The sequence below is a fragment of the Mucilaginibacter angelicae genome, assembly GCF_042434235.1.
GTDB lineage: Bacteria > Bacteroidota > Bacteroidia > Sphingobacteriales > Sphingobacteriaceae > Mucilaginibacter > Mucilaginibacter angelicae.
Map to the genome: position 1 here is coordinate 1 of NZ_JBHLTS010000074.1, position 22,319 is coordinate 22,319.

The window sequence follows — 22,319 nt, forward strand, 5'->3', positions numbered from 1 at the left end:
ATAGACCAAAATAGTTAGAGCAGTCACCTCAATAGAAGGACTGCCCTAAACAGGCTAACATAAAGCCGCCTAAGACACAAAAATAAAAAAATAACTTTTGCATATCAACACAGAATCTAACGCGGCCAACGCACTGCCCATAAAACCGGGCGTTAAACCCAACTAACCTCTAATCTCTATTTCCCATTCCTTTCAAAATTTACAACACGGTTACTAATGGGCTTTATCGTTTTCAAATACGCATAAATTGCTTCCAGATCCGATACCTTCATACTGCCATATCTCCACCACGGCATAATGGTTTGAAATTCGCCCGGTTTTACCAGTGTTGGTTGTATTTTACCATAAGCGTATTGGGTAAACCGCCCTACAAACTGCTCTTTTGTCCAGCTGCCAATACCGGTTTCTCTATCAGGTGTAATATTGGCCGAAAATACTTTGCCGCCTCCCGGTACTATATAACCTTGTCCGCCGGCAAAAGCCATAGCCTCATTAAGTTGCCCTTTATTTGATTGTGTATGACATTCTTTACAAGCCGCTGCGTTTAGCAAATAAGCCCCATATTTAACAGTATCTGCCGGGCTGGGGATATTGCCCGGTGCTGCTTTTTGCGGCATGGTATGTACAATAATATTCAGCGGAAAATCAAGTTGGTGACCTGGGTAGTTTTTACCTGCAGGCTTTAACGTGCGCATATAAGCGATGATAGAGTAAAGGTCTTCCCTATCCATTTTCGCATAGTATGGCCAGGGCATTATCGGGAATATGGCCGAGCCGTCTTTTTTTACACCCGTGGTCATCGCCCTGAAGATCTCGCCATCTGTCCAGCCGCTTAAATTTAAAGGGGTAATATTAGGCGAATACACCGTACCGGGGAAACCTGCCGAAGCATCAAACTTTTCACCTCCGGCGCCTAAAACGGTCGAATCGGAAGGGCCTGCAAATTTGCTCCAGTTCCGGGTCGAGTGACAATCCAGGCAAACAGTTACATTATTAGCAAGGTACTTGCCGCGGGCTATACGCTGCGGCGTGGCATCTACTTTAATTGCTTCGGGCTGGCCCACATTGGGCAATGCCAGTGTTATGTACGAGATGCCGGCAACAGCGATAAGGACGAGCACAATTACTACATAGGCCGTCCATTTTAAAAATTTTCTCATTGAAATTTTCAATTAGTGATAGGTGGTTAATAAGTTAAAAAGGCCGTGAATTAGTTAGATCCCCGGCCTCTTTGTTAATTATTATTAAGGTCGATCAGTCAACTTTTTTGATAGATGAAGCACCCGATTTATCGTTATTAACGGTAGATGGTGAGCCTTTATACTGAATTTCAGACGCGCCGCTGGTATGCACGTTCAAAGTTTTAAGCACATTGATCTTGCAATGGGCAATACCTGATGTTTCAATATCATAATCACCTACAACAAAATCAAAGGCATCTATTTTACCGGCGCCGCTCAGGTCAATTTTGTGCGATGCAGCCTGGCCTGTAAGATGTACCTCTGTAGCACCGCTGCCATCGGTTGAAACGTTGGCAGCGTTAAGGTCAAGGTTTATTTTGGTAGCACCCGAAAGATCGAGGTTAAAATCTTTGGCGTTTATTTTACCGTCCGAATTAACTTCAACCGCACCGGACGCCTTTATTTCATCAAGGTTTTTCACACCGATATTGATCACCATATCGCCGGGATCACAGAAATTCTTTTTTGATTTAATGTGCAGCACGCCACCTTCAACCGAAGTTGAAATATATTTGATCAGGTTGTCATCGGCTTTGATATCGATAGTTAACGAGCTATCCTGTTTTATGTGTACTTTAAAAGCGCCTGAAATTTCAACTTTTTTAAAATCTTCGGCCTTACGCTTTTCGGTGGTTTGATTACCAGAGCCGTGCACGCACCTGTAATTACATGATGATAATATGCCTGTAGTTATTAACGCGCTTGCTATAGTGAAGGTAGAAAGGTATTTTTTCATGGTTTTGGTGTTATGACGCCAATTGGCGGTTTAGTGTTACATCAAAATTAAAAAAAGCTACCACATTTTAGGTGATAGCTTTTGAATATATGATAGACTTTTGCAAAAGTAAATTATTAAAGACCTGCCATTTCGTTTTCAACTGTGTATTTAGCAGGGGCATTGGTTACTTTATCGGTAAAGCTTACTGCGGCAAAAGCGTTGTTGTTTACAAATGATTCGCGGGTGTGGTTCAGGGTGTAAACATCGGCAGTACCGGTAAACTCAGCTTTAGCGTGGTCATTAACGTTAACTGTTGCTGCATAAGCGTCAACGTTTAATTTAGCTGATGCATTGTTGTAAAGGTTAACACTAAGATCAAGGGCTGTAAGTTTTCCGAATGATTTAACTTCGGCATTGTCATAGGCATTGATAGTTTTAAGATCATTTGCAGTTACCCAAACTACCAGTTTTTCGTTTTTGTATGAGGTGATACGTAAGGTACCGTTGTTGTTTTGTACAAGAGCGCTTTCTGAGTAATATTTGTTGTAAACTTTAACATTATCATTTTCGCCTGCTGATACATATACTTCAACGTTACCGCGAACTTCGATCTTGCTGATCTTGCTTACATTGTTTAAAACTACGGCTGCGCCGTTATCGATTTTGGTTGCTGCAGTGGCTGCAGTTGATACTCCAAGTGCTAAAACTAAAGAGGTTGCGATTGTTAATATTGTAGTTTTCATGATGATTAATATTTTGAGTGTCAATTATTTGTGTTTCTATTTCATTTAATACACAGATAAGACGCCCTCATTTTTAAAACGTTACAGCGGTTTCGGGCAAATTAGATGTACAGCAGGTTTTAGTCGGCGAACAGCGGAATTACATCGGTAAACAGCGGAAGAATTTTTGATTCTAAATGTGCAGATTTCAGGTGTGCAGATGAAAGTTGGGATGTGCGGGTGTCAATAGCTATAAAAACAAAAAGCGTTATCGAATAATAACGCTTTACAAATTAAAAGAAGAAGATATCTATGTTGTTATTGAATAAAGTTTATCTCTTACTTACATCTTTCAAATACTGGTTCAGCTTTTCTATATTTTGTTTCAATCCTTCATCAGCTTTAAACGTTTTCACCACTTGTACAAACTGCTCATGCGATTCAAAAAGCATATGCCAACTCAGAAAGGTTTGCTCACCATTTGCTTCAAACTCAATAGTCGCAACAAACTTAGGGCTGCTCACATGCTCGTACACTATCTTTTTAAGCGGGATGACCTCTTTAAATACACTTTTGTTCTTATAATCGGTTCCATCGGGGCCGTGCATCACTAAATCCCACTCCCCTCCCGGTTTAATTTCCATTTTACTGATGGTATTGGTGAAGCCGTTAGGCCCCCACCATTGGGCAATATGTTCGGGCTGGGTCCAAACTTCCCATACCAATTCAACAGGGGCATCTAATGTTCTTGTTAAGCGTAATTCGCGATCGGCAGTGTTACTTTGATTGTTTTCCATTTCTCTCATTTTTAAGTTGTGCTACATATTTCTCAAGACTATCCAATTTACTTTCCCAATGCTGACGATATTGGTCAACCCAGGCAGATATTTCGCCGAGCTGATCAAGTCTGGCTTCGCAGATCCGGTCACGGCCTTGTTGTTTAACGTTAATAAGACCGCAGTCGGCCAGGATCTGGATATGCAATGAAATGGCCTGGCGTGTAACATCAAAGTTTGCGGCTATAGTATTTACATTATGGGGCTGAGAGGCAATCATATTAATGATGGCTCTCCGGGTGGGGTCGGCTATGGCCTGGTAAACGTCTCGTCTGGCTTTCATAATTGCGCAAGTAAATGCTTGCAAATATAAATGCAAGCATTTACTTGCGCAAGTTTTTTTTACATTCTTGTCAATAAGCAAAAACATCTGAGGAAAATTGATAATCAAGGTTGTAATAGCCTTATCCGGGAACTAATGGAAAACAAAAAACGCCGCTCCCCTATTACAGGCAACGACGCTCCAGAAAACAATTGAGGTCAGTTCAATTTACCATGGAAGTTCTTCGCCAAGGTGAATGAACCTGCCGTTAGGGCCATCCTCGCCAATAAGAGCCAGTTCAACACTGGTTTTGGCGCCCTCAGGAACAGTCATTGGTGCGTGTTCGACACTGCCCAGTTCTGTTTGTACCCAGCCTGGATGTGCAGAGTTCACTTTAATATTAGTATCCTTAAGCTCATCGGCCAAAAGAACGGTAAACACATTTAAAGCGGTTTTTGATGCAGCGTACGACAAACGTTTAAAATCAGCTATCGGACTGGTTGGATCAGCATGTAAAGTAAGTGAACCTAAAATGCTCGATAAGTTAACGATGCGGCCGGCTTCACTCTTTTTAAGCAATGGCAACAGTTCGTTAGTTAAATATACAACGCTGAACAAATTGGTATTAAAGATGTATTCAAATTCATCGGCAGTTGTAGCAGCTGTCTTTTTAACAAAAAGGTCATCTTCCTTAGGACCAACACCTGCATTATTTACCAGGATATCCAGCTTGCCGAATTTATCTTCGATATAAGCTGCAACCGCTTTTCTTTCATCGGCATTAGTAACATCCAGCTGAACACCGTATGCCTCAATACCTTGTTCAGTTAATTGAGCAGCTGTTTCTTCAGCAGCATTTAGTTTGCGGGCGGCTACTATTACGGCCACGCCTTTTTCGCCTAATTGTTTGGCGGTTTCAAAACCAATCCCGCGGTTTGCGCCTGTTATTAAGGCTATTTTTTTAGTTGACATGATATTTCTATTTTATGAGTGAATTTTGATTAATTAGTTTGCAGCAACATGATCATGATCGGTACTGGTTGATACCTCAATCCATTGATCAATTTCCTTGTTTGTTTTTTCGGCATTGGCTTTATACATACCTACAGCATCCTTGCCAATAGGCAGGTGTAACGGAGGGTTTTCATTGTGGGCAATATCAACAACTACTTTTGCCAGTTTCTTGGGATCGCCGGGTTGGTTACCGTGCAGCTGATCAGCGCCATCCCTCATCGGGCCAACTGTAGCAGCATAATCGGCAATGATATTCTTCGAAGCACTGTATGATTCGGCGCTCAGGAAGTCGGTACTGAACAAACCTGGCTCAACTACAGTTACTTTAATATTAAGCGGTTCAAGTTCAAGTGCAAGGCCTTTTGAAATACCTTCAACTGCAAACTTAGTCGAACCGTATAATGCCCAGCCGGGGATAGCGCCAAAGCCAAATAATGATGATACGTTGATGATATGACCTGATCTTTGGGCACGTAAATGAGGCAATACAGCGCGAAGTACATTCAGTAAGCCAAACACATTGGTATCATACTGTGCTTTTACTTCAGCATCGGTAGCTTCTTCAATAGCGGTCACAATACCATAACCGGCGTTGTTGATCACTACGTCGATTTTGCCAAAGCGTAATAAACCTTCAGCTACTGCAGCTTTAACCTGTGCTTCATTGGTTACATCCATGGTTACTACCAACAGGTTTGGGTTATTATCTAATGAAGCGGCAAGCTGACCGGCTTTGCTGCGTACAGTTGCTATTACTTTATCGCCGGCTGCTAATGCCGTTTTTGCTATCTCTAAACCGAAGCCTTTTGAAGCGCCGGTAACTAATATTACTTTTTGAGTTTTCATGATTATTGCTTGTTTTATTGTGTTTTATTTTTAGACTTTTTAGTCGTTTTTATTCTTTAAAAAAAGACCGTTTCCGGTTTTCTGTATTTTATTTTATATCCCGATTAAAAATCGACTTAAAAGTCTATTTTTAATCAAAAAAAATCATTTCAGTTCATATTGCCTTAATTCATTTTTGAGCATACGCACCAGGCTGTTCATATATTTACTGCTCCCGGTAACCCTTGACACCAGCATCCCCCCTTCCAGTGAGGCAAACATTTTCAGCGCATAATCTGCCGCATCTATTTCAGAAGATATTTCACCATCTGCAATACCCTTGTTTATAATTTCGGTAAAGATCTTTTGCCCTTCCTCAATCTGAATTTTCAACCTTTGTTTAAGCATGGGATTATTATCGTCGGCTTCAACACCAAAATTGAGTATGGGACAGCCGCCGTCTATATATGAATTTATCGGATCTTTATAAAGATCAATAAAAGCAAATACCTTTTTAATGGCCGTTTTTTCCTTGCTTACAACAGCTATTACTTTATCGTTCAGTTTATCAAGCAGGTAATTAACCATTACTTTGGCAATTTCATCCTTGCTTTCAAAGTGTCCGTAAAGCCCACCCTTCGCCATTTTTGTGGCGGCGAGGATATCATCAATGGTAGTACCGGCAATACCTTTTTCATTAAAGATCGGCGCTGCCGTCTCTATAATGAATTGCCTGGTTCTTTCTGCTTTACCCATTGTTGTTTTTGTTTGATGAATCAAAATTAGACTAAAAAGTCGAAAATAAAAATTTATTGAAGCTGTATTTTATTTGATGACATTGGGATGAAAGAAGGGTTTATGATCAGATATTAATAAACCATGTCATTGCGAGGAGCGAAACGAAAATGAGCGTGGGAGCGACGCGGCAATCGCTTGCTATACAGGGCGGCTATGCCTCCCTGCGATTGCTTCGTGCCTCGCAATGAACATGGTTTTATGTTCCCTTTAGCTCGCGCTCATTTGCAACGAGCGCATAACCTGGGTTTGCGTTTACAACGCAAAGGCAAACAAAAAAAGCCGCCCCTTTCAGGGCGGCTACACTATATATAATTGACCTCAAAAAAATGGCGTTTATAAAGTTGCAAATTCATTAACCCTTGGCTTGGTTTCTTTATTTAAAGTTTCGGTGGCGTGGGCGTATGCTAAACCATTGCTGTTTACATTTGAAGTTGCGTTGCGGGTTAAGCTATATTCGTTGGTGTTACCTTTAAGTTCGGCTTTTGCATTACCGCTCAGGGTGATACTGGCGCTGTAAGTATCCAGGTCAAGACTGGCAGATGCATTGTTATTCAATTTAACATCAAGCTCAATGCCTGAAAGGTTTCCGAATGATTTGATCTCTGCATTATCATAGGCGTTAATGGCGCTCAATTGATTTACGGTTACCCAAACCACCAATTTTTCGGTTTTGTATGATGAGATACGCAATACACCTTTTTGTGATTGAACCAATGCATTTTCAGCATAATAGCGGTTGTAAACCTTTACCTGGTCGGCCGGGCCGCTTGATATGTACAGTTCAACGTTGCCGTAAACTTCAATTTTGTTGATTTTGCTGATATCGGTTAAAACGATGCCTACATCATTTTTAACAGTATTTGCAGATGCGATGTTTGCGAAGCCAAGTACCATAAACAGTACGGTAGCGATGGCGGTTAATGTAGTTTTCATGGTATTAATATTTTGATTGTCAAGTGATTATTATTTCTTTTCATTGAATACACACATATGACGATCTCAATAAAAAAACGTTACAGCAGATTGGGCTTAATTAGCTGTAGGGCAGGTTTTTGTCGGTAAGCTGGTGATTTTTCCCGGTGAAATGGGGTAGAAAAATTGGAGGGAATTTATAGATAAATTAAAACGGAGCACGACACAATTAAAAATGGGGTCATGCTGAGGCACTCGAAGCATGGTGGGCAGGCCTCTGCGCGCGACCCTTCGACTGGCTCAGGGTGACAGGCCCGCTTTGTTTAATGTCATTTCTCCTTCAGAATTCTCGTTTTTTCTTCGGCATGACGGAGGGTGAGAACCTCGTTATAAAATCTATCAACTCAAATAATAAGCCTCACCATCAGTCTTGATCTTTCCTGCATCAAGGAGCAGGCGTACAGCTTCCATTTTTTCTTTTTCGGTACCGATATTGATCCCGGTTATCAGTCCGCCGATATCTGGATTGGAGATGCTAAGCAGCTGTACAATTTCGTTGGTGATGTTATCGAAGATCTCGTCCTGGTTTACCCTGCGTTTTTCATCAATACAAACATCACATATGCCGCATTTACGACCATCAGCCTCGTCAAAATAGGCGAGCAGCATCTGGCTGCGGCAGCGTTTGTGAATAGCGTAAGCAAAAACTGCTTCCATTTTTTGACGGTACACTTCCTTACGCTGCTCAATATATTTCCTGTCGATAATGAGGTGACTGCCCTGTACCCGTGGTTTTAAATAAGTAACCTGGGGTTTATCAGTTTGCTGCATATAGCTGATGAGGCCATATTGCTGCAATTGCAACATTCCCTCAATAACCTGCTGAACGCTTAAGCCTGTACGCCTTGCAATATCAAATTCCTTTACACGCACATAATTTTCAAACGCGCCTCCGTATGAGCGGAGCAGGGTTTTAATGAATGGGTCCCAGCCCGCATTCTGGATCTGGAAATTATATAGCTGTTCGTTAACTACCTCAAACTGAAAACGTGAGGGTAAAAACACACTCTCGTTAAAGGCCAGGTATTCGTCACGCTCTAAAAACTTAAGGGCATTGAGGGTTTTAATGGCATCAAGCTTAAAGCGGCTGCAAAATTCGCCAAGGTCCAGATCAAAGCTCAGCCCCTCGCCTGCTTCATAAGCCACCTGGTAATAATTGGCCAGGTTATGATATACCTGCTTAATTTCCTCAACCGATGGAAAATTAAGCTCATACATCTTTTCCTGTTTCAGCTTATCGGCAGGGTTATACAGCAGCACGCCAAAGGCTTTGTTGCCATCGCGCCCGCCTCGGCCTGCTTCCTGGTAATACGCCTCCAAACTTTCGGGGATATCCTTGTGGATCACAAACCTTACATCCGGTTTATCTATCCCCATACCAAAGGCATTGGTGGCCACAATAACCTGTACCCGGTTATTTTTCCAGGCTTCCTGCTTTTCGGAACGCTGATCAACCGACAGACCGGCGTTATAATAATCGGCCCTTATTCCGTTATCACTCAAAAACTTCGCTATCTCAAAGGTTTCCTTCCGGCTGCGTACGTATACAATGCCGCTCCCCTTAACACCCTGAACAATACTTAGCATTTTACGGAACTTGTCTTCCTCATGCTGCACCACATAGCTGATGTTGCGCCGTTCAAAACTTTGCTGATAAACTACCGGATTTTTGAACTTTAGTTTTTCCTGGATATCAACCTTAACATCGGCCGTTGCTGTGGCGGTAAGGGCAAGCACAGGCACATTCGGATGCAGTTCCCTTAAATCGGCAATATGCAGGTAAGGTGGCCTGAAATCATAGCCCCATTGCGAGATACAATGCGCCTCGTCAATAGCAAACAGGTTCACTTTCATATACTTCACCCGCTCGCGCACCAACTCACTCAACAAGCGCTCGGGTGACAGGTACAGAAACTTCACCGAACCATATATGCAATTATCCAGCGCCAAATCTATCTCGCGACGACCCATCCCCGATACTATCGATATGGCATTGATCCCTTTGGCCCGCAGGTTTTCAACCTGGTCTTTCATGAGCGCAATGAGCGGCGATATTACTATGCAGATCCCCTCTTTGGCTAAAGCAGGCACCTGGAAACAAACCGATTTACCACCTCCGGTGGGCAGCAGGGCCAAGGTATCGTTCCCCAATAAAACAGATTGGATGATCTCGGCCTGCATAGGCCTGAAGGTATCATGGTTCCAGTACTGTTTTAATATCTCGTCGATGGTCATGGGTATGCGCTGACCTCAAAACTATTAAATTTAAGCGAAAAATGGGGTGGATGATGAATAGAAGGTTAATGTCAGAACCAGAATTAAACGAATTAAAGAATTTGCAGAATGAAAAGAAAATTCGAGAAATTCTTTAATTCGTTTAATTTCGGTTCAGAATTATGGCGTTGCCTGCGGCCCGCGCTATCCGCTCATACGCCTGCAGGCATTACGCTCATGGCCGGTATCCGCTACTATCGCTAACGCAAAATAAGTGGTTAATTATCCCCCATCAACCATTTATAAAACCCCGGCCAGTCACCGTTCCATTGCTTTTCATTATGTGATGCACCTTTGATTACAATTGCAGGCGCATTGGCTGGTGTTATCCCTCTTACTTTGATGATATCGGCCATTTTTTGCATATCCGCAACCATACTATCATTTTCAGCATCACCGCAAACAAAATAAAAACGACTGCTTTTGCTTATTGCGGTTTGCCGGGCCAGGTCAAAAACCGGCGGCGCCATCCAAAACGCGGGCGAAAACACCCCGGCGTTTCCAAACACTTCAGGATATTTTAATGCGGCATAAATAGAAATAAGTCCCCCCATGGAACTGCCTGCAATTGTTGTGTGCACGGCATCGTTTTGTGTACGATAATATGTATCAATGTATGGCTTAAGGGTTTTAACCAAAAACTGCACATAATCTTCACCCCTGCCTTTGCCATATTTTGAGTCGTACGGATTATATTCGGTCATGCGGTACTCGTCGCCGTGGTCAATGCCAACTATAATGCATTCCTCTTGTGCGGGCATTTTATCCATAAGCTCATCAATGCCCCACTCGCCATAGCTGGAGGTATATTCGTCAAAAAGGTTTTGCCCGTCATGCATGTAAATTACAGGGTATTTTGTTTGGGCTGCATCATATCCGGCAGGCAGATAGATCCAGACACGGCGTTGCCTGCCCAACTGCGGCATCTCAAAGTTTTCACTGATAACATGTACCCGCGCTGAGGCTGTATGCTTTTTTTCGGGCTGTGCAAAACTATCCTGCCAGCCTGCTATATCAAGCAAAACGCTTGTATCGCTTTTTATTACCAGGTTCCGGTTATCGATAGCCTTCCCGTCGGCATCACATTCAACTGTGTTCCAGTTGCCGCGCGTTACTTTAAAATGGATAATGCCGGTGGGAAAATCCTTGCTTAATACGTAATTCCCGCTCGTGGTTTTGAGTAGTTCCCATGCCCTATCAGTAGGGTTCCAGCCGTTAAAATCACCTGCCAGGAACAGGTGTTCGGGCGGGCTTTTCAGGGCCGCTATTTTGCCGGTAAAAAAGGATATTTTCACCTGGCTAAAGAGCAAAAAATTTTGACCAAAAACTAAAAACGCGCAGAAAATTATTTTTTTCATCATGATAAAACAGGTAAAACCGGGAACGTTTCCGGGAACGTTCCCGGAAATTGATTGCATAAAAGTAAAATCAGCTATTGTGTAAACTTGACACTTACTTATTTCGCAAATATGTGTTTAAATCCAAATTTCGCATAAAAACAATAATTTTTCTCTATCATTTTAATAAATTTTAACATTTCGTTCAAGTTAAAAAAGCATTAATTAAACGCTCTAAAATTATCTTTTACATAAAATTTGCAATTGATATTTGGAAATGTAAATTAGTCGCATGCTGTTTCGGCCACAATAATAAACCAATTATAGCCGGCAAAATAAGCCTTTTTTTATTCATAAAAATCAATAAGTAAATGAGAAAAAATTACTCAAAAAAGTATGTTCTTCTTTGTGCTTTCCTGATGATGTCATTCATGGCGTTTTCACAAACCGGGAGTATTAAAGGAAAGGTATCTGACGAAACCAACCTGCCCCTCCCCGGTGCTACGGTTACTATCGATGGTACCACTATTGGTTCAACAACCGACCCTAATGGTAACTATGCCATCAACAATGTTAAAGCCGGTACCTATACACTAAGTGTAAAATTCATCGGTTATATTACCATCAAAAAGGCAGTAACTGTTAACGGCGCCACAGTCGAAAATTTCAGCCTCCTGCCCGAAAGCAAAAGTCTGAACGAAGTGGTGGTTATCGGGTACGGTACCCAGCGCAAAAAAGATCTTTCGGGTGCCATTACCAATGTAACCGCCAAAGATTTTCAAAAAGGTGTTATCACTACTCCCGAGCAGTTAATTGCCGGCAAAGTTGCCGGCGTATCTGTAATATCAAACAGCGGCGCGCCAGGTGCAGGTAGTACCATCCGTATCCGTGGCGGTGCTTCACTAAGCGCCAGCAACGACCCGCTTATTGTTATTGACGGCGTGCCCATCAGCAATGCCAGCATCTCAGGCGCAGCCAACCCGTTAAGCCTCATCAACCCTAACGATATTGAATCGTTTTCGGTGTTAAAAGACGCTTCTGCAGCAGCCATTTATGGTAACAGGGCTTCAAACGGTGTAATTTTGATCACCACCAAAAAAGGTAAAAGCGGCAAACCTGTTATTGATTTCAGCTCGCAGGTTTCGGCAAGCAAGATCCCAAAAGAAGCATCAGTGCTAACTGCCGACCAGGTACGAGATTACGTTAATGCTAATGGTACCGCAGCCCAAAAATCACTTTTAGGCACGGCAAGTACCGACTGGCAAAAACAGATCTACCAAACAGCTATCTCTACCGATAATAATATCAGCGTATCGGGCGCAACAAAACACCTGCCTTACCGTGTATCTGCGGGCTATCTTGACCAGGATGGTGTTTTAAAAACCAGCTCATTACAGCGTATCACAGGCGCTATCAATTTAAGCCCAAGCTTTTTTACAGATCACCTGAAAGTTAACTTAAATGCTAAAGGCGCACAGGTAAAACAAAGGTTTGCCAATGAAGGTGCTATAGGTTCGGCAGTGAGCTTTGACCCTACCAAACCGGTATACTCAGGCAACAGCCGTTTTGGCGGTTACTGGGAATGGTTAAATAACTCTGCTCAACCGGGCGGCCCGCTTAAAGACCTTGCCACTTTAAACCCGCTTGGCCAATTAGAGCAGCAGGATAACCGCAGTACCGTTTACCGCAGCATCGGCAATTTGCAGTTAGATTATAAGTTTCACTTTTTACCCGAGTTGCATGCCAACGTTAATTTAGGCTATGACGTGTCAAAAGGTACAGGCCACAATATTATTCCAGATAGCGCAGCCTCAAACTATAAAGGTTTTCTTGATGCAAAAGGTGTTACTCACCGTGGTTTAAACAACCAATACAAACAAACACAATCAAACACCATATTTGAAGGCTATTTAAGCTACGCTAAAGATCTTAAAAGCATAGCCAGCCACATTGATGCGGTTGCAGGTTACTCCTACCAGGATTTCTCTATCACCAATTACAACTTTGGCAATTTTGCACACGATGGCACCGAACAGCCCGGCACCAACCCGGTTTACCCGTTTGATAAACCAGAAAACAGGTTGATATCAGTTTACGGACGTTTAAATTATGTATTTGAAGATAAATACATTTTAACTGGTACTGTACGCCGCGATGGTTCATCAAAATTTAACCCTAACCAAAGGTTTGGTACTTTCCCATCAGTTGCATTTGCATGGAAACTGAAAGAGGAATCGATGTTTAAAGGCTTAACAGCTTTATCTGATCTGAAAATACGTGCAGGTTACGGTATTACCGGTCAGCAGGATGGTATTGGTAACTATGATGTTATCTCATTTTATAACCTGAGTACCAACACCGCCCAATACCAGTTTGGCGATACTTTTTACAACCTATACCGTCCGGGTGGCTACTATGCACTCCGTACCTGGGAGCAAACAGCTTCAACTAACTTAGCTATTGATTTCGGTTTCCTTGACAACCGCATTACCGGTACTATTGATTATTACCACCGTAAAACATCAAAATTACTAAACAAGATCCCGCAACCTGCAGGCACCAACTTTACAAACTACATTGTAGCCAATATTGGTGATTTAACCAGCAACGGTATCGAGTTAAACCTGAGTGCAGATGTGATCAGGACCAGCGATATCACCTGGAATGTTAACCTTAACGCCACCTACAATACCAACAAAATCACCAAACTTACCCTGGCCCCTGACCCAAGCTATCCCGGCGCACCAACCGGCGCAATATCAGGCGGTACAGGTAACAACATCCAGATCAACTCAGTTGGTTACGCACGTAACTCCTTCTACGTTTACCAGCAGGTATACGGCAGCGACGGCAAGCCGCTTGATGGTGTATTTGTTGACAGGAATAAAGACGGTATAATTAATGAAAACGATCTGTACCGCTACAAAAGCTCCGATCCTAAAGGTTATTTTGGTTTAAGCTCAAACCTTAACTACAAAAAATGGTCGGCTGGTTTTGTTGCAAGGGCAAGCCTTGGCAATTATAATTATAACAACGTTTTCGCAAGCTCGGGCACACAGCTCAGCATATTTAATGGTATAGGGATTTTAAATAATGCCTCAACTAACCTGCTTGCAACCGGCATGACAGGCTCATCGGATAAAAGCAGGCTATCCGACTATTATATCCAAAACGCTTCATTTATCCGCATGGATAATGTTAACGTAGGTTATAACTTTGGTAAGGTGTTTCATAACACCGGCAATCTCAGGTTAAGCGCAAACGTGCAAAACGTATTTGTTATCACCAAATACAAAGGCCTTGACCCAGAGGTTAGTAACGGCATCGATAACAACATTTATCCGCGCCCGCGTACTTATGTGTTAGGTCTTAATCTTTCATTATAACATCGTTAATCAACAATAAAGAAAAATTAACATGAAAAGACATTCATTAAAATATATAACAATTGCGGCCCTGATTGCAGGCGGACTTACATCGTGCACCAAAAAGCTCGATCTGCTGCCTACCAATGACGTTACCGCTGCACAGGTTTACAGTACCCCCGGGGGTTATAAACAGGCTTTTGCCAAAGTATACGGGGCATTTGCGTTAACAGGTAACAAAGGCCCTGCCGGCGATGATGGCACCAAAGATATCCAGGGGATTGATGAGGGTACTTCTGATTTCTTCCGCCTGTACTGGTGTGCTCAGGAACTACCAACCGATGAGGCCGTTGTAGGCTGGGGCGACGTAGGTTTGCCTGATTTTCACAGCATGACCTGGTCGTCAAGCAATACTTTCCTTACCGGTTTGTATTACCGCTGTATGTACCAGATCACACTGGTTAATGATTTCATCCGCCAGTCGTCTGATGCTAACCTGAGCAGCCATGGCATTACCGGTGCCGATGCCGATAAAGTTCGTCAATATGTTGCCGAAGCCCGCTTTTTAAGAGCTTATCAATATTCGGTTTTGATGGATTTGTTTGCGGCCCCTCCTTTTGTAACAGAAGGTGATCCGCTGGGCGGGCCGTTGCCAAAGCAAATAAGCCGCAAAGATCTGTTTACCTATATTGAAAGCGAGCTTAAAGCTATTGATCCAACGCTTGCTGCGCCCAAAGGCAATGAATACGGCCGCGCAGATAAAGCTGCCGCATGGGCATTATTAGCCCGGATTTATTTGAATGCTGAAGTTTACACCGGTACCGCACATTATGCTGATGCCGTAACTTATTCAAAAAAGGTAATTGATGCCGGCTATTCCCTGGTTACAGATTATACCAAGCTGATGCGTGCCGATAACAACCTCAACACAAACGAGTTTATTTTAACCATTAACTACGATGGCTTGCATACCCAAAGCTATGGCGGTTCCACATTTATGACCCACGCCCCGGTTGGCGGCTCAATGCCATCTGCCGATTTTGGCATTGCCGGCGGATGGGCTGGTGTACGTACAACCAAAGCTTTTGTAAACCTGTTTCCCAATGGTGCCTCAAGTGCTGATAAACGTGCCCAGTTTTATACTGATGGTCAAAATATTGATATCAATACCATAAGCACCTTTACCGATGGTTATGCCATCACCAAATTTAAAAACATTAAAATAGATGGTGGTGCCGCACAGAGTAAAGATTATGCCGATTTGGATATCCCTATTTTCCGTTTGGCCGAGCAATACCTTATTTATGCCGAAGCTACTACGCGTGGTGGTGGCGGCGATGCTGCACTTGCTTTAAGCTATGTTAATAAGTTAAGGGCACGTGCTTACCAAAGCGCTACAACCGGCCAGTTAACCGCTTTAACAACCGATTTGCTGCTTGATGAAAGAGGCCGCGAGCTGTACTGGGAAGGTTTCCGCCGTACAGACCTGATCCGCTATAAAAAGTTTGTTGAGGATAGCTACTTGTGGCCGTTTAAAGGCGGTTCAAAAGATGGCAAAGGTGTTGAAAGTTTCCGTACTGTTTACCCCTTACCATCGGCAGATGTTACTGCTAACCCTAATCTGAAACAAAATACAGGATATTAATAATATATGGGGAGATGCCCTCAAAGTATCTCCCGTAAAAAATATAAAACCTAAAAAAGGATATGAAAAAAATATTTACCACGCTCCTGGCATTTGGCGGTATCGCGCTGCTGATGCTGGCATCATGTAAAAAAGATGAAGTAAAGGTTGTAGCAAACGTGGGCAAAGTGGGGGCTTTAACTTCAACAACAACCGCCCCTGCCCTTTCAAAACCCAACGCCAATAATGATGCGGTTACTTTTAACTGGGCTGCAACCCCGGTTACAGGCTATAAAGCCCCCATCACCTATACTGTACAGTTAGATGTAAAGGGCAATAATTTTAAAAACGCGAGAGAAGTAAGCACAGACAAGCTTACCCAAACGCTTAAGGTAGGCGTGCTTAATGATATGCTAACTGCCCTAAAGTTATCTTATAATGATCCATCGCAGGTTGAGGTGCGTATTAAATCATCGGCTGCTCCAAACCTGGCTGCTACTTACTCAAATGTTATTACATTAACTGTATTGCCATACCAGGGTACAGGATATATTTATGTTCCGGGTGCTTACCAGGGATGGGACCCGGCAACAGCCGACAGCCTTACTTCGCCAAATAATGATGGTGTATATGATGGTTATATAGGTTATCCTGCAGGTAAGCTTGCATTCAAATTTACCCCTAAAAAGAACTGGGATACCGCGTACGGTGATGCGGGTAGTGGTAATATTAACACCAAAGGCGGTGATATATCAGTACCGGCTGCCGGTTATTATGCACTGCATGTAGTTATCGACCAAAACGATAAAACCAAAGGCACATTTACAGCTACGCCTGTATTTTGGAGTGTTATTGGTGATGCTACCCCAGGTGGTTGGAGCACTGATACCGATATGCTTTATGATGCTACCACCAAAACCTGGAGCATTACAGTTGCTTTAATTGGCGGCAAGGATATGAAGTTCAGGTTTAATCACAGCTGGGATTTAAACTTAGGCGGCACACCTGCAGCGCTTACACCAGGCGGAGGTAATTATACCATTACAACCGGCGGCACATACAAAATAGTGCTAAACACTAACGCCAATACCTTTACAATTACAAAGCTATAGGCACAAAAACTGCAGTTGATTGATTTTATATATGGCCCTGCATGGTGAAAACCTGCGGGGCTTCTTTTTGATCTGAACCGTGATTTGCCTGATTTTAGGATTACAGGATGATCACAAAAGAACCGTGATTTTCACGATTTAAAGATGCCCTGATAAAGGTGAATATAGCATGAACTCCCCTTTCAACTGGATCAATCCCCAAAAGCATATAATATCAAGGCAATCCTAAAAATCATAGTTCAGACAAAAAAAGCGATGAGGTCATCCCCATCGCTTTCCTGTTTTATATTTTTTCTATGAACTATGATCCATTAACCATGAACCAAAATAAACTTACCTGTTCGCTATATCCGCGTATTCTTTGCTGGTAGCGCCAACGTAAATCTGGCGTGGGCGGCCGATAGGCTCTTTGTTTTCTTTCATTTCTTTCCACTGGGCAATCCATCCAGGTAAACGGCCAAGGGCAAATAATACCGTGAACATATCGGTTGGGAAACCTAATGCACGGTAAATAATACCCGAGTAAAAATCAACGTTAGGGTAAAGCTTGCGCTCAACAAAATATGGATCTTTCAGGGCAACTTCTTCTAATTTTTTGGCTATTTCAAGCACCTCGTCGTTGATTCCCAGTTTTTCTAAAATATCATCGCAGGCTTTTTTAATGATCTTTGCACGCGGGTCAAAGTTTTTATAAACGCGGTGACCAAAACCCATTAAACGGAAAGGATCGTTTTTGTCTTTGGCTTTGGCAATCCATTTATCGGTATCACCGCCATCTTCTTTGATTTTCTCCAGCATTTCAATTACAGCCTGGTTGGCGCCGCCATGTAAGGGGCCCCATAATGCCGAAATACCGGCAGATACCGAAGCATAAATATTTGAATCAGATGAACCTACAATACGAACAGTTGATGCTGAACAGTTTTGTTCATGATCGGCATGTAAAATCAACAGCTTGTTCATGGCATCAATCACAACCGGGTCTATCGCTACTTCCTCCGTACGCTGGCCAAAGGTCATATGCAGGAAGTTGGTAACGTAATCGTATTTATTTTGAGGGTAGATAACCGGGTGGCCTAATGATTTTTTATAGATCCATGAAACCACAGTAGCCATCTTGGCAAGCATTTTAATAATGCTCTGGTTAAGCTCCTCGGTAGTTTGCGATGGTTTTAATGATTCGGGATAAAAAGCCGATAATGCAGATACCAATGATGAAAGCTGCCCCATCGGGTGCGATTTTGACGGGAAGCCGTCAAAAAACTTTTTCATATCCTCGTGCACCAACGTATGGCGGCTTAACTCGTACTGAAATGATTTTAGTTGTTCGGCAGATGGCAGTTCGCCATAGATCAGCAAATAAGCAACTTCAATAAATGATGATTTTTCGGCCAGTTGTTCAATCGGATAACCACGATATTTAAGGATCCCCTGCTCGCCATCTAAAAAAGTAATGGCGCTTTTGGTAGCGCCTGTGTTTTTATACCCGATATCAAGTGTTATATAACCGGTTTGATCGCGAAGCTTAGAAATATCGATTGCCTTTTCACCTTCAGTGCCCTCAATTACCGGGAGCTCAAATGTATTATCACCAAGTTTTAGTTGTGCTGTTTCCGCCATAGAAAATTTGTATCTGCAACAAATGTAAATAAATCTGCGTATTAATAACCGCTAATATAATTTACTGTTTGTAAAAATTTACGGGCAAATTTATTATTTTAACACCTGTATTTTTGTTTATACACGTTAATAATTGATTAAAAAATTACTGCAAAACATGTCGTTAAAAGGTAACTCATTGGTAATGATCCAAAACGAAGCTACCGTTTACCGACTGTTACTGATTGGTTTATTTATTGCAAGCCCATCCTTGCATTATATTTGCTCTCAAAATTCATACGATCCCTTTTGGTTAAGAGGGATAAACTGTTTTTTTTGCTCCATTTCACTGTTTTTTTCCTTCGTTAACAATAAAGTTTTTTATAAAGCCGGGATTTTTGCTACCATATTGTCTTTCCTGGTAATAAACAACTGCATTTTACTTGGCAAAAACGGTTTTGAACATGTATACCTGTTTAGTGCTATAACCATTTTTATTGCCCTAACCCTTTTTTGCCGGGAACGCAGGGAATTTGTAATTATCAGCGAGGCCAACCTTACGGCTATTGTAATTGCTTATTTCATGGCTCCAAACCCGGCAATATCGTCTGCGGTACTGGTAGTGCTCATCATTGTTTTTACGCTGATAGCTTACGTATCATTTTTGGTAGTAATGGCTTATCAATACCAGCTAAAAAAAGCGGTTGACCATGTAATGGAGCTTAATAACACCTTAATGCTCAATGATGCCGAACTGCGCGAACATCGCAAGCACCTGAATGCGCTTATCAATTCACTTAATGATATTATTTTTGAATTTGATGAAACCAAAATATGCCGTAACGTTTGGTTTAATGAGCTTACGGAACGTGCGGTAGATCCGAGGGTTGCTATTGGCAAAACACTTGACATGGTGGTTGGCCCGCAAAAAGCCGAAAAATATGACAAAGCGCTAAACTATGTTATTGAACACCGCAAACCCGTATCTGTTGAGTTTTCGTCAGATTACGATAGCGGCCATTGGTTCGTAGCCAATTTTACGCCTGTTTTTGACAGCGATGGTGGCTACACCGGCCGTATTTCGGCTTCGCTTGTTGATATTACCGAACAAAAAAAATACGAACTGGCACTAAAAGAAAACGAAAATTTACTGCTGGAAGCCCAGGATATTGCCAAAATGGGCAACTGGTGGTACGATCACGAAACCAAAGAAACCCATTGGTCGGCCAATCTTAATTGCCTTCTTGAAATTGAAGAGATCCCGGCAGGGATGACCAAGTTTCACTTCTATATATCCCTTGTACATCCCGACGACAAGGAAAACACTTTTCAATACCTTAATGCTATCCGCACTACAAGCCAAAACAAGTTTGAGCATAAATTTATTACACCGGCAGGTAATTTAAAATACATCAGGATACAAAGAGGCGAGAAAGAATTAAGATCCGGCACAGGTGCGGGTACGCGTACTTTTGGTATTATCCAGGATATTACTGAAGCCCGCCTGGCCGATAAGGCGGCAAAGTTAAGTCAGCTTGAGCTTATGGAAGCCCAGGCCATTGCTAAAATAGGCAACTGGAAATATGATGTAGCCACAGGTAACCTTAGCTGGTCGGACGAGTTGAACAACATTTACGAGCTTGGTAAAAACACCTCATCGTACCGGAAAACGTTTATAAACCTACTGCTTAAATATGTGCACCCTAATGATAAGTCTATTATCAGGAACCTGCTGCAAAGCGATGCCAACACCATGGATTCATCGCATGAATATCGCATCATAACCCCTCAGGGTAATTTAAAACACCTTAGTATTATAGCCGGAAAGCGGCTTTATAATGAAGATGGCAGTGTGCGCAAAATTATAGGCACCCTGCAGGACATCACCGAACGCAAACAAGCCGAACTTGATTACAGAAGTGCCGAAAACAAATACAAATCGGTACTGGAAAAAATAAACATGGTGGCTATTACTGTTGATGGTAACGGGATAATCACTTTTTGCAATAAATTTTTAGCCCAACTTATCGGTTACAAACAGCAGGAACTTATAGGTATGAGTTGGATGGATAATTTCATCCCTGATGACCTGAAAGACTTTTTAAAGGCCTGGTTTGCCAACAATGCTGTTTTACCTCATTATGTAAATCCCATTGTTTGCCGCAATGGTGAGCAGCGTATTATAAGCTGGCAAAACACTGTTTTTTATGATGAGAATGGCAATATCAAAGAAACAACCAGTATTGGCGAGGATATCACCGATCAGCAAAAGGCACAGCAGGAACTTATCTGGGCTAAGGAAATGGCCGAAAAATCGTCAAAGTTCAAGTCGGAATTTTTATCCATTATGAGTCATGAGATCCGGACGCCAATGAATGCGGTTATTGGCTCCACTAACCTGCTGCTTGATCAGGACCCGCGGCCCGAACAAATGGAATATCTCAATACGCTCAAATTTTCGGGCGAAAACCTGCTGGCCATCATTAATGATATTTTAGATTATAATAAGATAGAGGCGGGCAAACTGGAACTGAATAATTCCGGGTTTAACATCCACAAGCTGATCCGTAAAATAAAGCAATCTTTTGACCCACGCGCTGCCGAAAAAGAACTAACCCTTGAACTGATAACAGATGATACCATTCCTGAAGATTTAATGGGCGATGCCATGCGCCTGAGCCAGGTACTTAATAACCTGATCAGCAATGCCATTAAATTTACACATACCGGTAAAGTCATTATCCGGCTGGATAATGATGCAATAACTGAAAACACCGTCAATATTAAATTTGCGGTTACCGATACCGGAATCGGCATTTCACCCGAAAGCTTTAACATAGTTTTTGATCCTTTTATGCAGGACCAGCAGGTGATCAATAACGACTATGGCGGCACTGGTTTAGGCTTGGCTATCACTAAACGGTTGATTGAACTGCATAACAGCACAATTGCTGTTTCAAGCGAGCTCGGCAAGGGTACTACATTTAGTTTTGCAATAAATTTTGCAATCGCTCCTGAAATTGCTGTTCCAAAACCAGTTGCTGCTCCTGTAAATATTACAGACAACAACCTCCGGGGCATGAACATTTTAGTTGTTGACGACAACAAAATGAACCTGATGATAGCCGGCAGATTTTTAAAACGATGGAATGCACAGGTTCAGGAAGCTTTAAACGGACAAATAGCTGTTGATATGGTTAACCATAATTCCTACGATCTAATCATTATGGACCTGCAGATGCCGGTAATGAATGGGTTTGAAGCCACTGCCATCATCAGGCAGTCGCACCCCGGTTTGCCTGTTATTGCCCTCACCGCCGATGCCATGCCCGAAACCTACCAGCAAGCCCTTGAAGCAGGTATGGTTGACTATCTCACCAAACCATTTGTTCCCGAAGTGTTGTACAGCAAACTGGCAAAGCATATCAGGCAGTCAGCGTGAGTTTGATTTCGGATTTCGGATGTTCGATTTCGGATTTATTTACTCATATTTTTGCTGTTCGAAGTCTCTGACATCGAATTAGCTATGCCTGGAGTTTGCAACTCCTGCCTACGCGATAAAATCAGGACATAATAGTTCATGGATATCGTTGCAAACTACATCCATAGCGCACCCGTAG

Annotated in this window: 17 protein-coding genes; 5 read left to right on the forward strand and 12 right to left on the reverse strand. The window is 42.4% G+C overall.

The window, feature by feature from the left end; translation table 11 throughout:
- Nucleotides 1-176 precede the first annotated feature (176 nt).
- The 10 genes from ACFFGT_RS24375 to ACFFGT_RS24420 form a co-directional block, all read right to left on the reverse strand.
- Nucleotides 177-1,160, reverse strand: a complete 984-nt coding sequence (locus ACFFGT_RS24375; RefSeq protein ID WP_377025125.1) for a cytochrome C — start codon at nucleotides 1,158-1,160, stop codon at nucleotides 177-179.
- A gap of 94 nt (nucleotides 1,161-1,254) precedes the next feature.
- Complete coding sequence (locus ACFFGT_RS24380) at nucleotides 1,255-1,977, reverse strand: head GIN domain-containing protein (RefSeq protein ID WP_377025126.1); 723 nt, start codon at nucleotides 1,975-1,977, stop codon at nucleotides 1,255-1,257.
- 116 nt (nucleotides 1,978-2,093) lie between these two features.
- Entirely contained in the window at nucleotides 2,094-2,702 is a 609-nt protein-coding gene (locus tag ACFFGT_RS24385) for a GIN domain-containing protein (protein ID WP_377025127.1), read from the reverse strand.
- A 311-nt stretch (nucleotides 2,703-3,013) separates the two neighbouring features.
- Nucleotides 3,014-3,478: an SRPBCC family protein gene (locus ACFFGT_RS24390; RefSeq protein ID WP_377025128.1), complete on the reverse strand. Its 465-nt coding sequence runs from the start codon at nucleotides 3,476-3,478 to the stop codon at nucleotides 3,014-3,016.
- Entirely contained in the window at nucleotides 3,459-3,800 is a 342-nt protein-coding gene (locus ACFFGT_RS24395) for an ArsR/SmtB family transcription factor (protein ID WP_377025129.1), read from the reverse strand. The genes ACFFGT_RS24390 and ACFFGT_RS24395 overlap by 20 nt, the downstream gene beginning before the upstream one ends.
- Nucleotides 3,801-4,007: 207 nt before the next feature.
- The gene (locus ACFFGT_RS24400) at nucleotides 4,008-4,751 is read right to left on the reverse strand and encodes an SDR family oxidoreductase (RefSeq protein WP_377025130.1); all 744 of its coding nucleotides are present in this window, start codon (nucleotides 4,749-4,751) and stop codon (nucleotides 4,008-4,010) included.
- Nucleotides 4,752-4,784: 33 nt separating this feature from the next.
- Nucleotides 4,785-5,639 (reverse strand): oxidoreductase, encoded by an 855-nt coding sequence (locus ACFFGT_RS24405; RefSeq protein ID WP_377025131.1) that lies wholly within the window; start codon nucleotides 5,637-5,639, stop codon nucleotides 4,785-4,787.
- A 144-nt stretch (nucleotides 5,640-5,783) separates the two neighbouring features.
- The gene (locus ACFFGT_RS24410; protein ID WP_377025132.1) at nucleotides 5,784-6,374 is read right to left on the reverse strand and encodes a TetR/AcrR family transcriptional regulator; all 591 of its coding nucleotides are present in this window, start codon (nucleotides 6,372-6,374) and stop codon (nucleotides 5,784-5,786) included.
- A gap of 375 nt (nucleotides 6,375-6,749) precedes the next feature.
- Nucleotides 6,750-7,349, reverse strand: a complete 600-nt coding sequence (locus ACFFGT_RS24415; RefSeq protein ID WP_377025133.1) for a GIN domain-containing protein — start codon at nucleotides 7,347-7,349, stop codon at nucleotides 6,750-6,752.
- Nucleotides 7,350-7,727: 378 nt separating this feature from the next.
- Nucleotides 7,728-9,623 carry a RecQ family ATP-dependent DNA helicase gene (locus ACFFGT_RS24420; protein WP_377025134.1) on the reverse strand — a complete coding sequence of 632 codons (1,896 nt, stop codon included), beginning with the start codon at nucleotides 9,621-9,623 and terminating at the stop codon, nucleotides 7,728-7,730.
- 108 nt (nucleotides 9,624-9,731) lie between these two features.
- Here ACFFGT_RS24420 and ACFFGT_RS24425 point away from each other — a divergent pair, with 108 nt between their 5' ends.
- Nucleotides 9,732-9,866, forward strand: a complete 135-nt coding sequence (locus tag ACFFGT_RS24425) for a hypothetical protein (RefSeq protein ID WP_377025135.1) — start codon at nucleotides 9,732-9,734, stop codon at nucleotides 9,864-9,866.
- Between the two features lie 14 nt (nucleotides 9,867-9,880).
- Here the strand turns inward: ACFFGT_RS24425 and ACFFGT_RS24430 are convergent, their stop codons facing one another.
- Complete coding sequence (locus ACFFGT_RS24430) at nucleotides 9,881-11,023, reverse strand: alpha/beta hydrolase (protein ID WP_377025136.1); 1,143 nt, start codon at nucleotides 11,021-11,023, stop codon at nucleotides 9,881-9,883.
- Nucleotides 11,024-11,370: 347 nt separating this feature from the next.
- Between ACFFGT_RS24430 and ACFFGT_RS24435 the strand changes: the two genes are divergently transcribed.
- From ACFFGT_RS24435 to ACFFGT_RS24445, 3 genes are all read left to right on the forward strand, one after another.
- Nucleotides 11,371-14,385, forward strand: a complete 3,015-nt coding sequence (locus ACFFGT_RS24435) for a SusC/RagA family TonB-linked outer membrane protein (protein WP_377025137.1) — start codon at nucleotides 11,371-11,373, stop codon at nucleotides 14,383-14,385.
- A 31-nt stretch (nucleotides 14,386-14,416) separates the two neighbouring features.
- Nucleotides 14,417-16,009 (forward strand): RagB/SusD family nutrient uptake outer membrane protein, encoded by a 1,593-nt coding sequence (locus ACFFGT_RS24440; protein WP_377025138.1) that lies wholly within the window; start codon nucleotides 14,417-14,419, stop codon nucleotides 16,007-16,009.
- A 62-nt stretch (nucleotides 16,010-16,071) separates the two neighbouring features.
- Complete coding sequence (locus ACFFGT_RS24445) at nucleotides 16,072-17,100, forward strand: SusE domain-containing protein (protein WP_377025139.1); 1,029 nt, start codon at nucleotides 16,072-16,074, stop codon at nucleotides 17,098-17,100.
- Nucleotides 17,101-17,433: 333 nt separating this feature from the next.
- Here the strand turns inward: ACFFGT_RS24445 and ACFFGT_RS24450 are convergent, their stop codons facing one another.
- Nucleotides 17,434-18,720 carry a citrate synthase gene (locus ACFFGT_RS24450; RefSeq protein WP_377025140.1) on the reverse strand — a complete coding sequence of 429 codons (1,287 nt, stop codon included), beginning with the start codon at nucleotides 18,718-18,720 and terminating at the stop codon, nucleotides 17,434-17,436.
- Nucleotides 18,721-18,853: 133 nt separating this feature from the next.
- On the opposite strand from ACFFGT_RS24450, the gene ACFFGT_RS24455 reads away from it, so the two are divergent.
- On the forward strand, nucleotides 18,854-22,141 hold the full coding sequence (locus ACFFGT_RS24455) for a PAS domain-containing hybrid sensor histidine kinase/response regulator (RefSeq protein WP_377025141.1): 3,288 nt from the start codon (nucleotides 18,854-18,856) through the stop codon (nucleotides 22,139-22,141).
- Nucleotides 22,142-22,319 lie beyond the last annotated feature (178 nt).

Bases quoted from the DNA above. Each gene is read 5' to 3' on its own strand.
- ACFFGT_RS24405 (WP_377025131.1), bottom strand. From the start codon at position 5,639: ATGAAAACTCAAAAAGTAATATTAGTTACCGGCGCTTCAAAAGGCTTC.
- ACFFGT_RS24410 (WP_377025132.1), bottom strand. From the start codon at position 6,374: ATGGGTAAAGCAGAAAGAACCAGGCAATTCATTATAGAGACGGCAGCG.
- ACFFGT_RS24390 (WP_377025128.1), bottom strand. From the start codon at position 3,478: ATGGAAAACAATCAAAGTAACACTGCCGATCGCGAATTACGCTTAACA.
- ACFFGT_RS24395 (WP_377025129.1), bottom strand. From the start codon at position 3,800: ATGAAAGCCAGACGAGACGTTTACCAGGCCATAGCCGACCCCACCCGG.
- ACFFGT_RS24450 (WP_377025140.1), bottom strand. From the start codon at position 18,720: ATGGCGGAAACAGCACAACTAAAACTTGGTGATAATACATTTGAGCTC.
- ACFFGT_RS24380 (WP_377025126.1), bottom strand. From the start codon at position 1,977: ATGAAAAAATACCTTTCTACCTTCACTATAGCAAGCGCGTTAATAACT.
- ACFFGT_RS24385 (WP_377025127.1), bottom strand. From the start codon at position 2,702: ATGAAAACTACAATATTAACAATCGCAACCTCTTTAGTTTTAGCACTT.
- ACFFGT_RS24420 (WP_377025134.1), bottom strand. From the start codon at position 9,623: ATGACCATCGACGAGATATTAAAACAGTACTGGAACCATGATACCTTC.
- ACFFGT_RS24400 (WP_377025130.1), bottom strand. From the start codon at position 4,751: ATGTCAACTAAAAAAATAGCCTTAATAACAGGCGCAAACCGCGGGATT.
- ACFFGT_RS24445 (WP_377025139.1), top strand. From the start codon at position 16,072: ATGAAAAAAATATTTACCACGCTCCTGGCATTTGGCGGTATCGCGCTG.
- ACFFGT_RS24375 (WP_377025125.1), bottom strand. From the start codon at position 1,160: ATGAGAAAATTTTTAAAATGGACGGCCTATGTAGTAATTGTGCTCGTC.
- ACFFGT_RS24415 (WP_377025133.1), bottom strand. From the start codon at position 7,349: ATGAAAACTACATTAACCGCCATCGCTACCGTACTGTTTATGGTACTT.
- ACFFGT_RS24435 (WP_377025137.1), top strand. From the start codon at position 11,371: ATGAGAAAAAATTACTCAAAAAAGTATGTTCTTCTTTGTGCTTTCCTG.
- ACFFGT_RS24430 (WP_377025136.1), bottom strand. From the start codon at position 11,023: ATGATGAAAAAAATAATTTTCTGCGCGTTTTTAGTTTTTGGTCAAAAT.
- ACFFGT_RS24440 (WP_377025138.1), top strand. From the start codon at position 14,417: ATGAAAAGACATTCATTAAAATATATAACAATTGCGGCCCTGATTGCA.
- ACFFGT_RS24425 (WP_377025135.1), top strand. From the start codon at position 9,732: ATGAAAAGAAAATTCGAGAAATTCTTTAATTCGTTTAATTTCGGTTCA.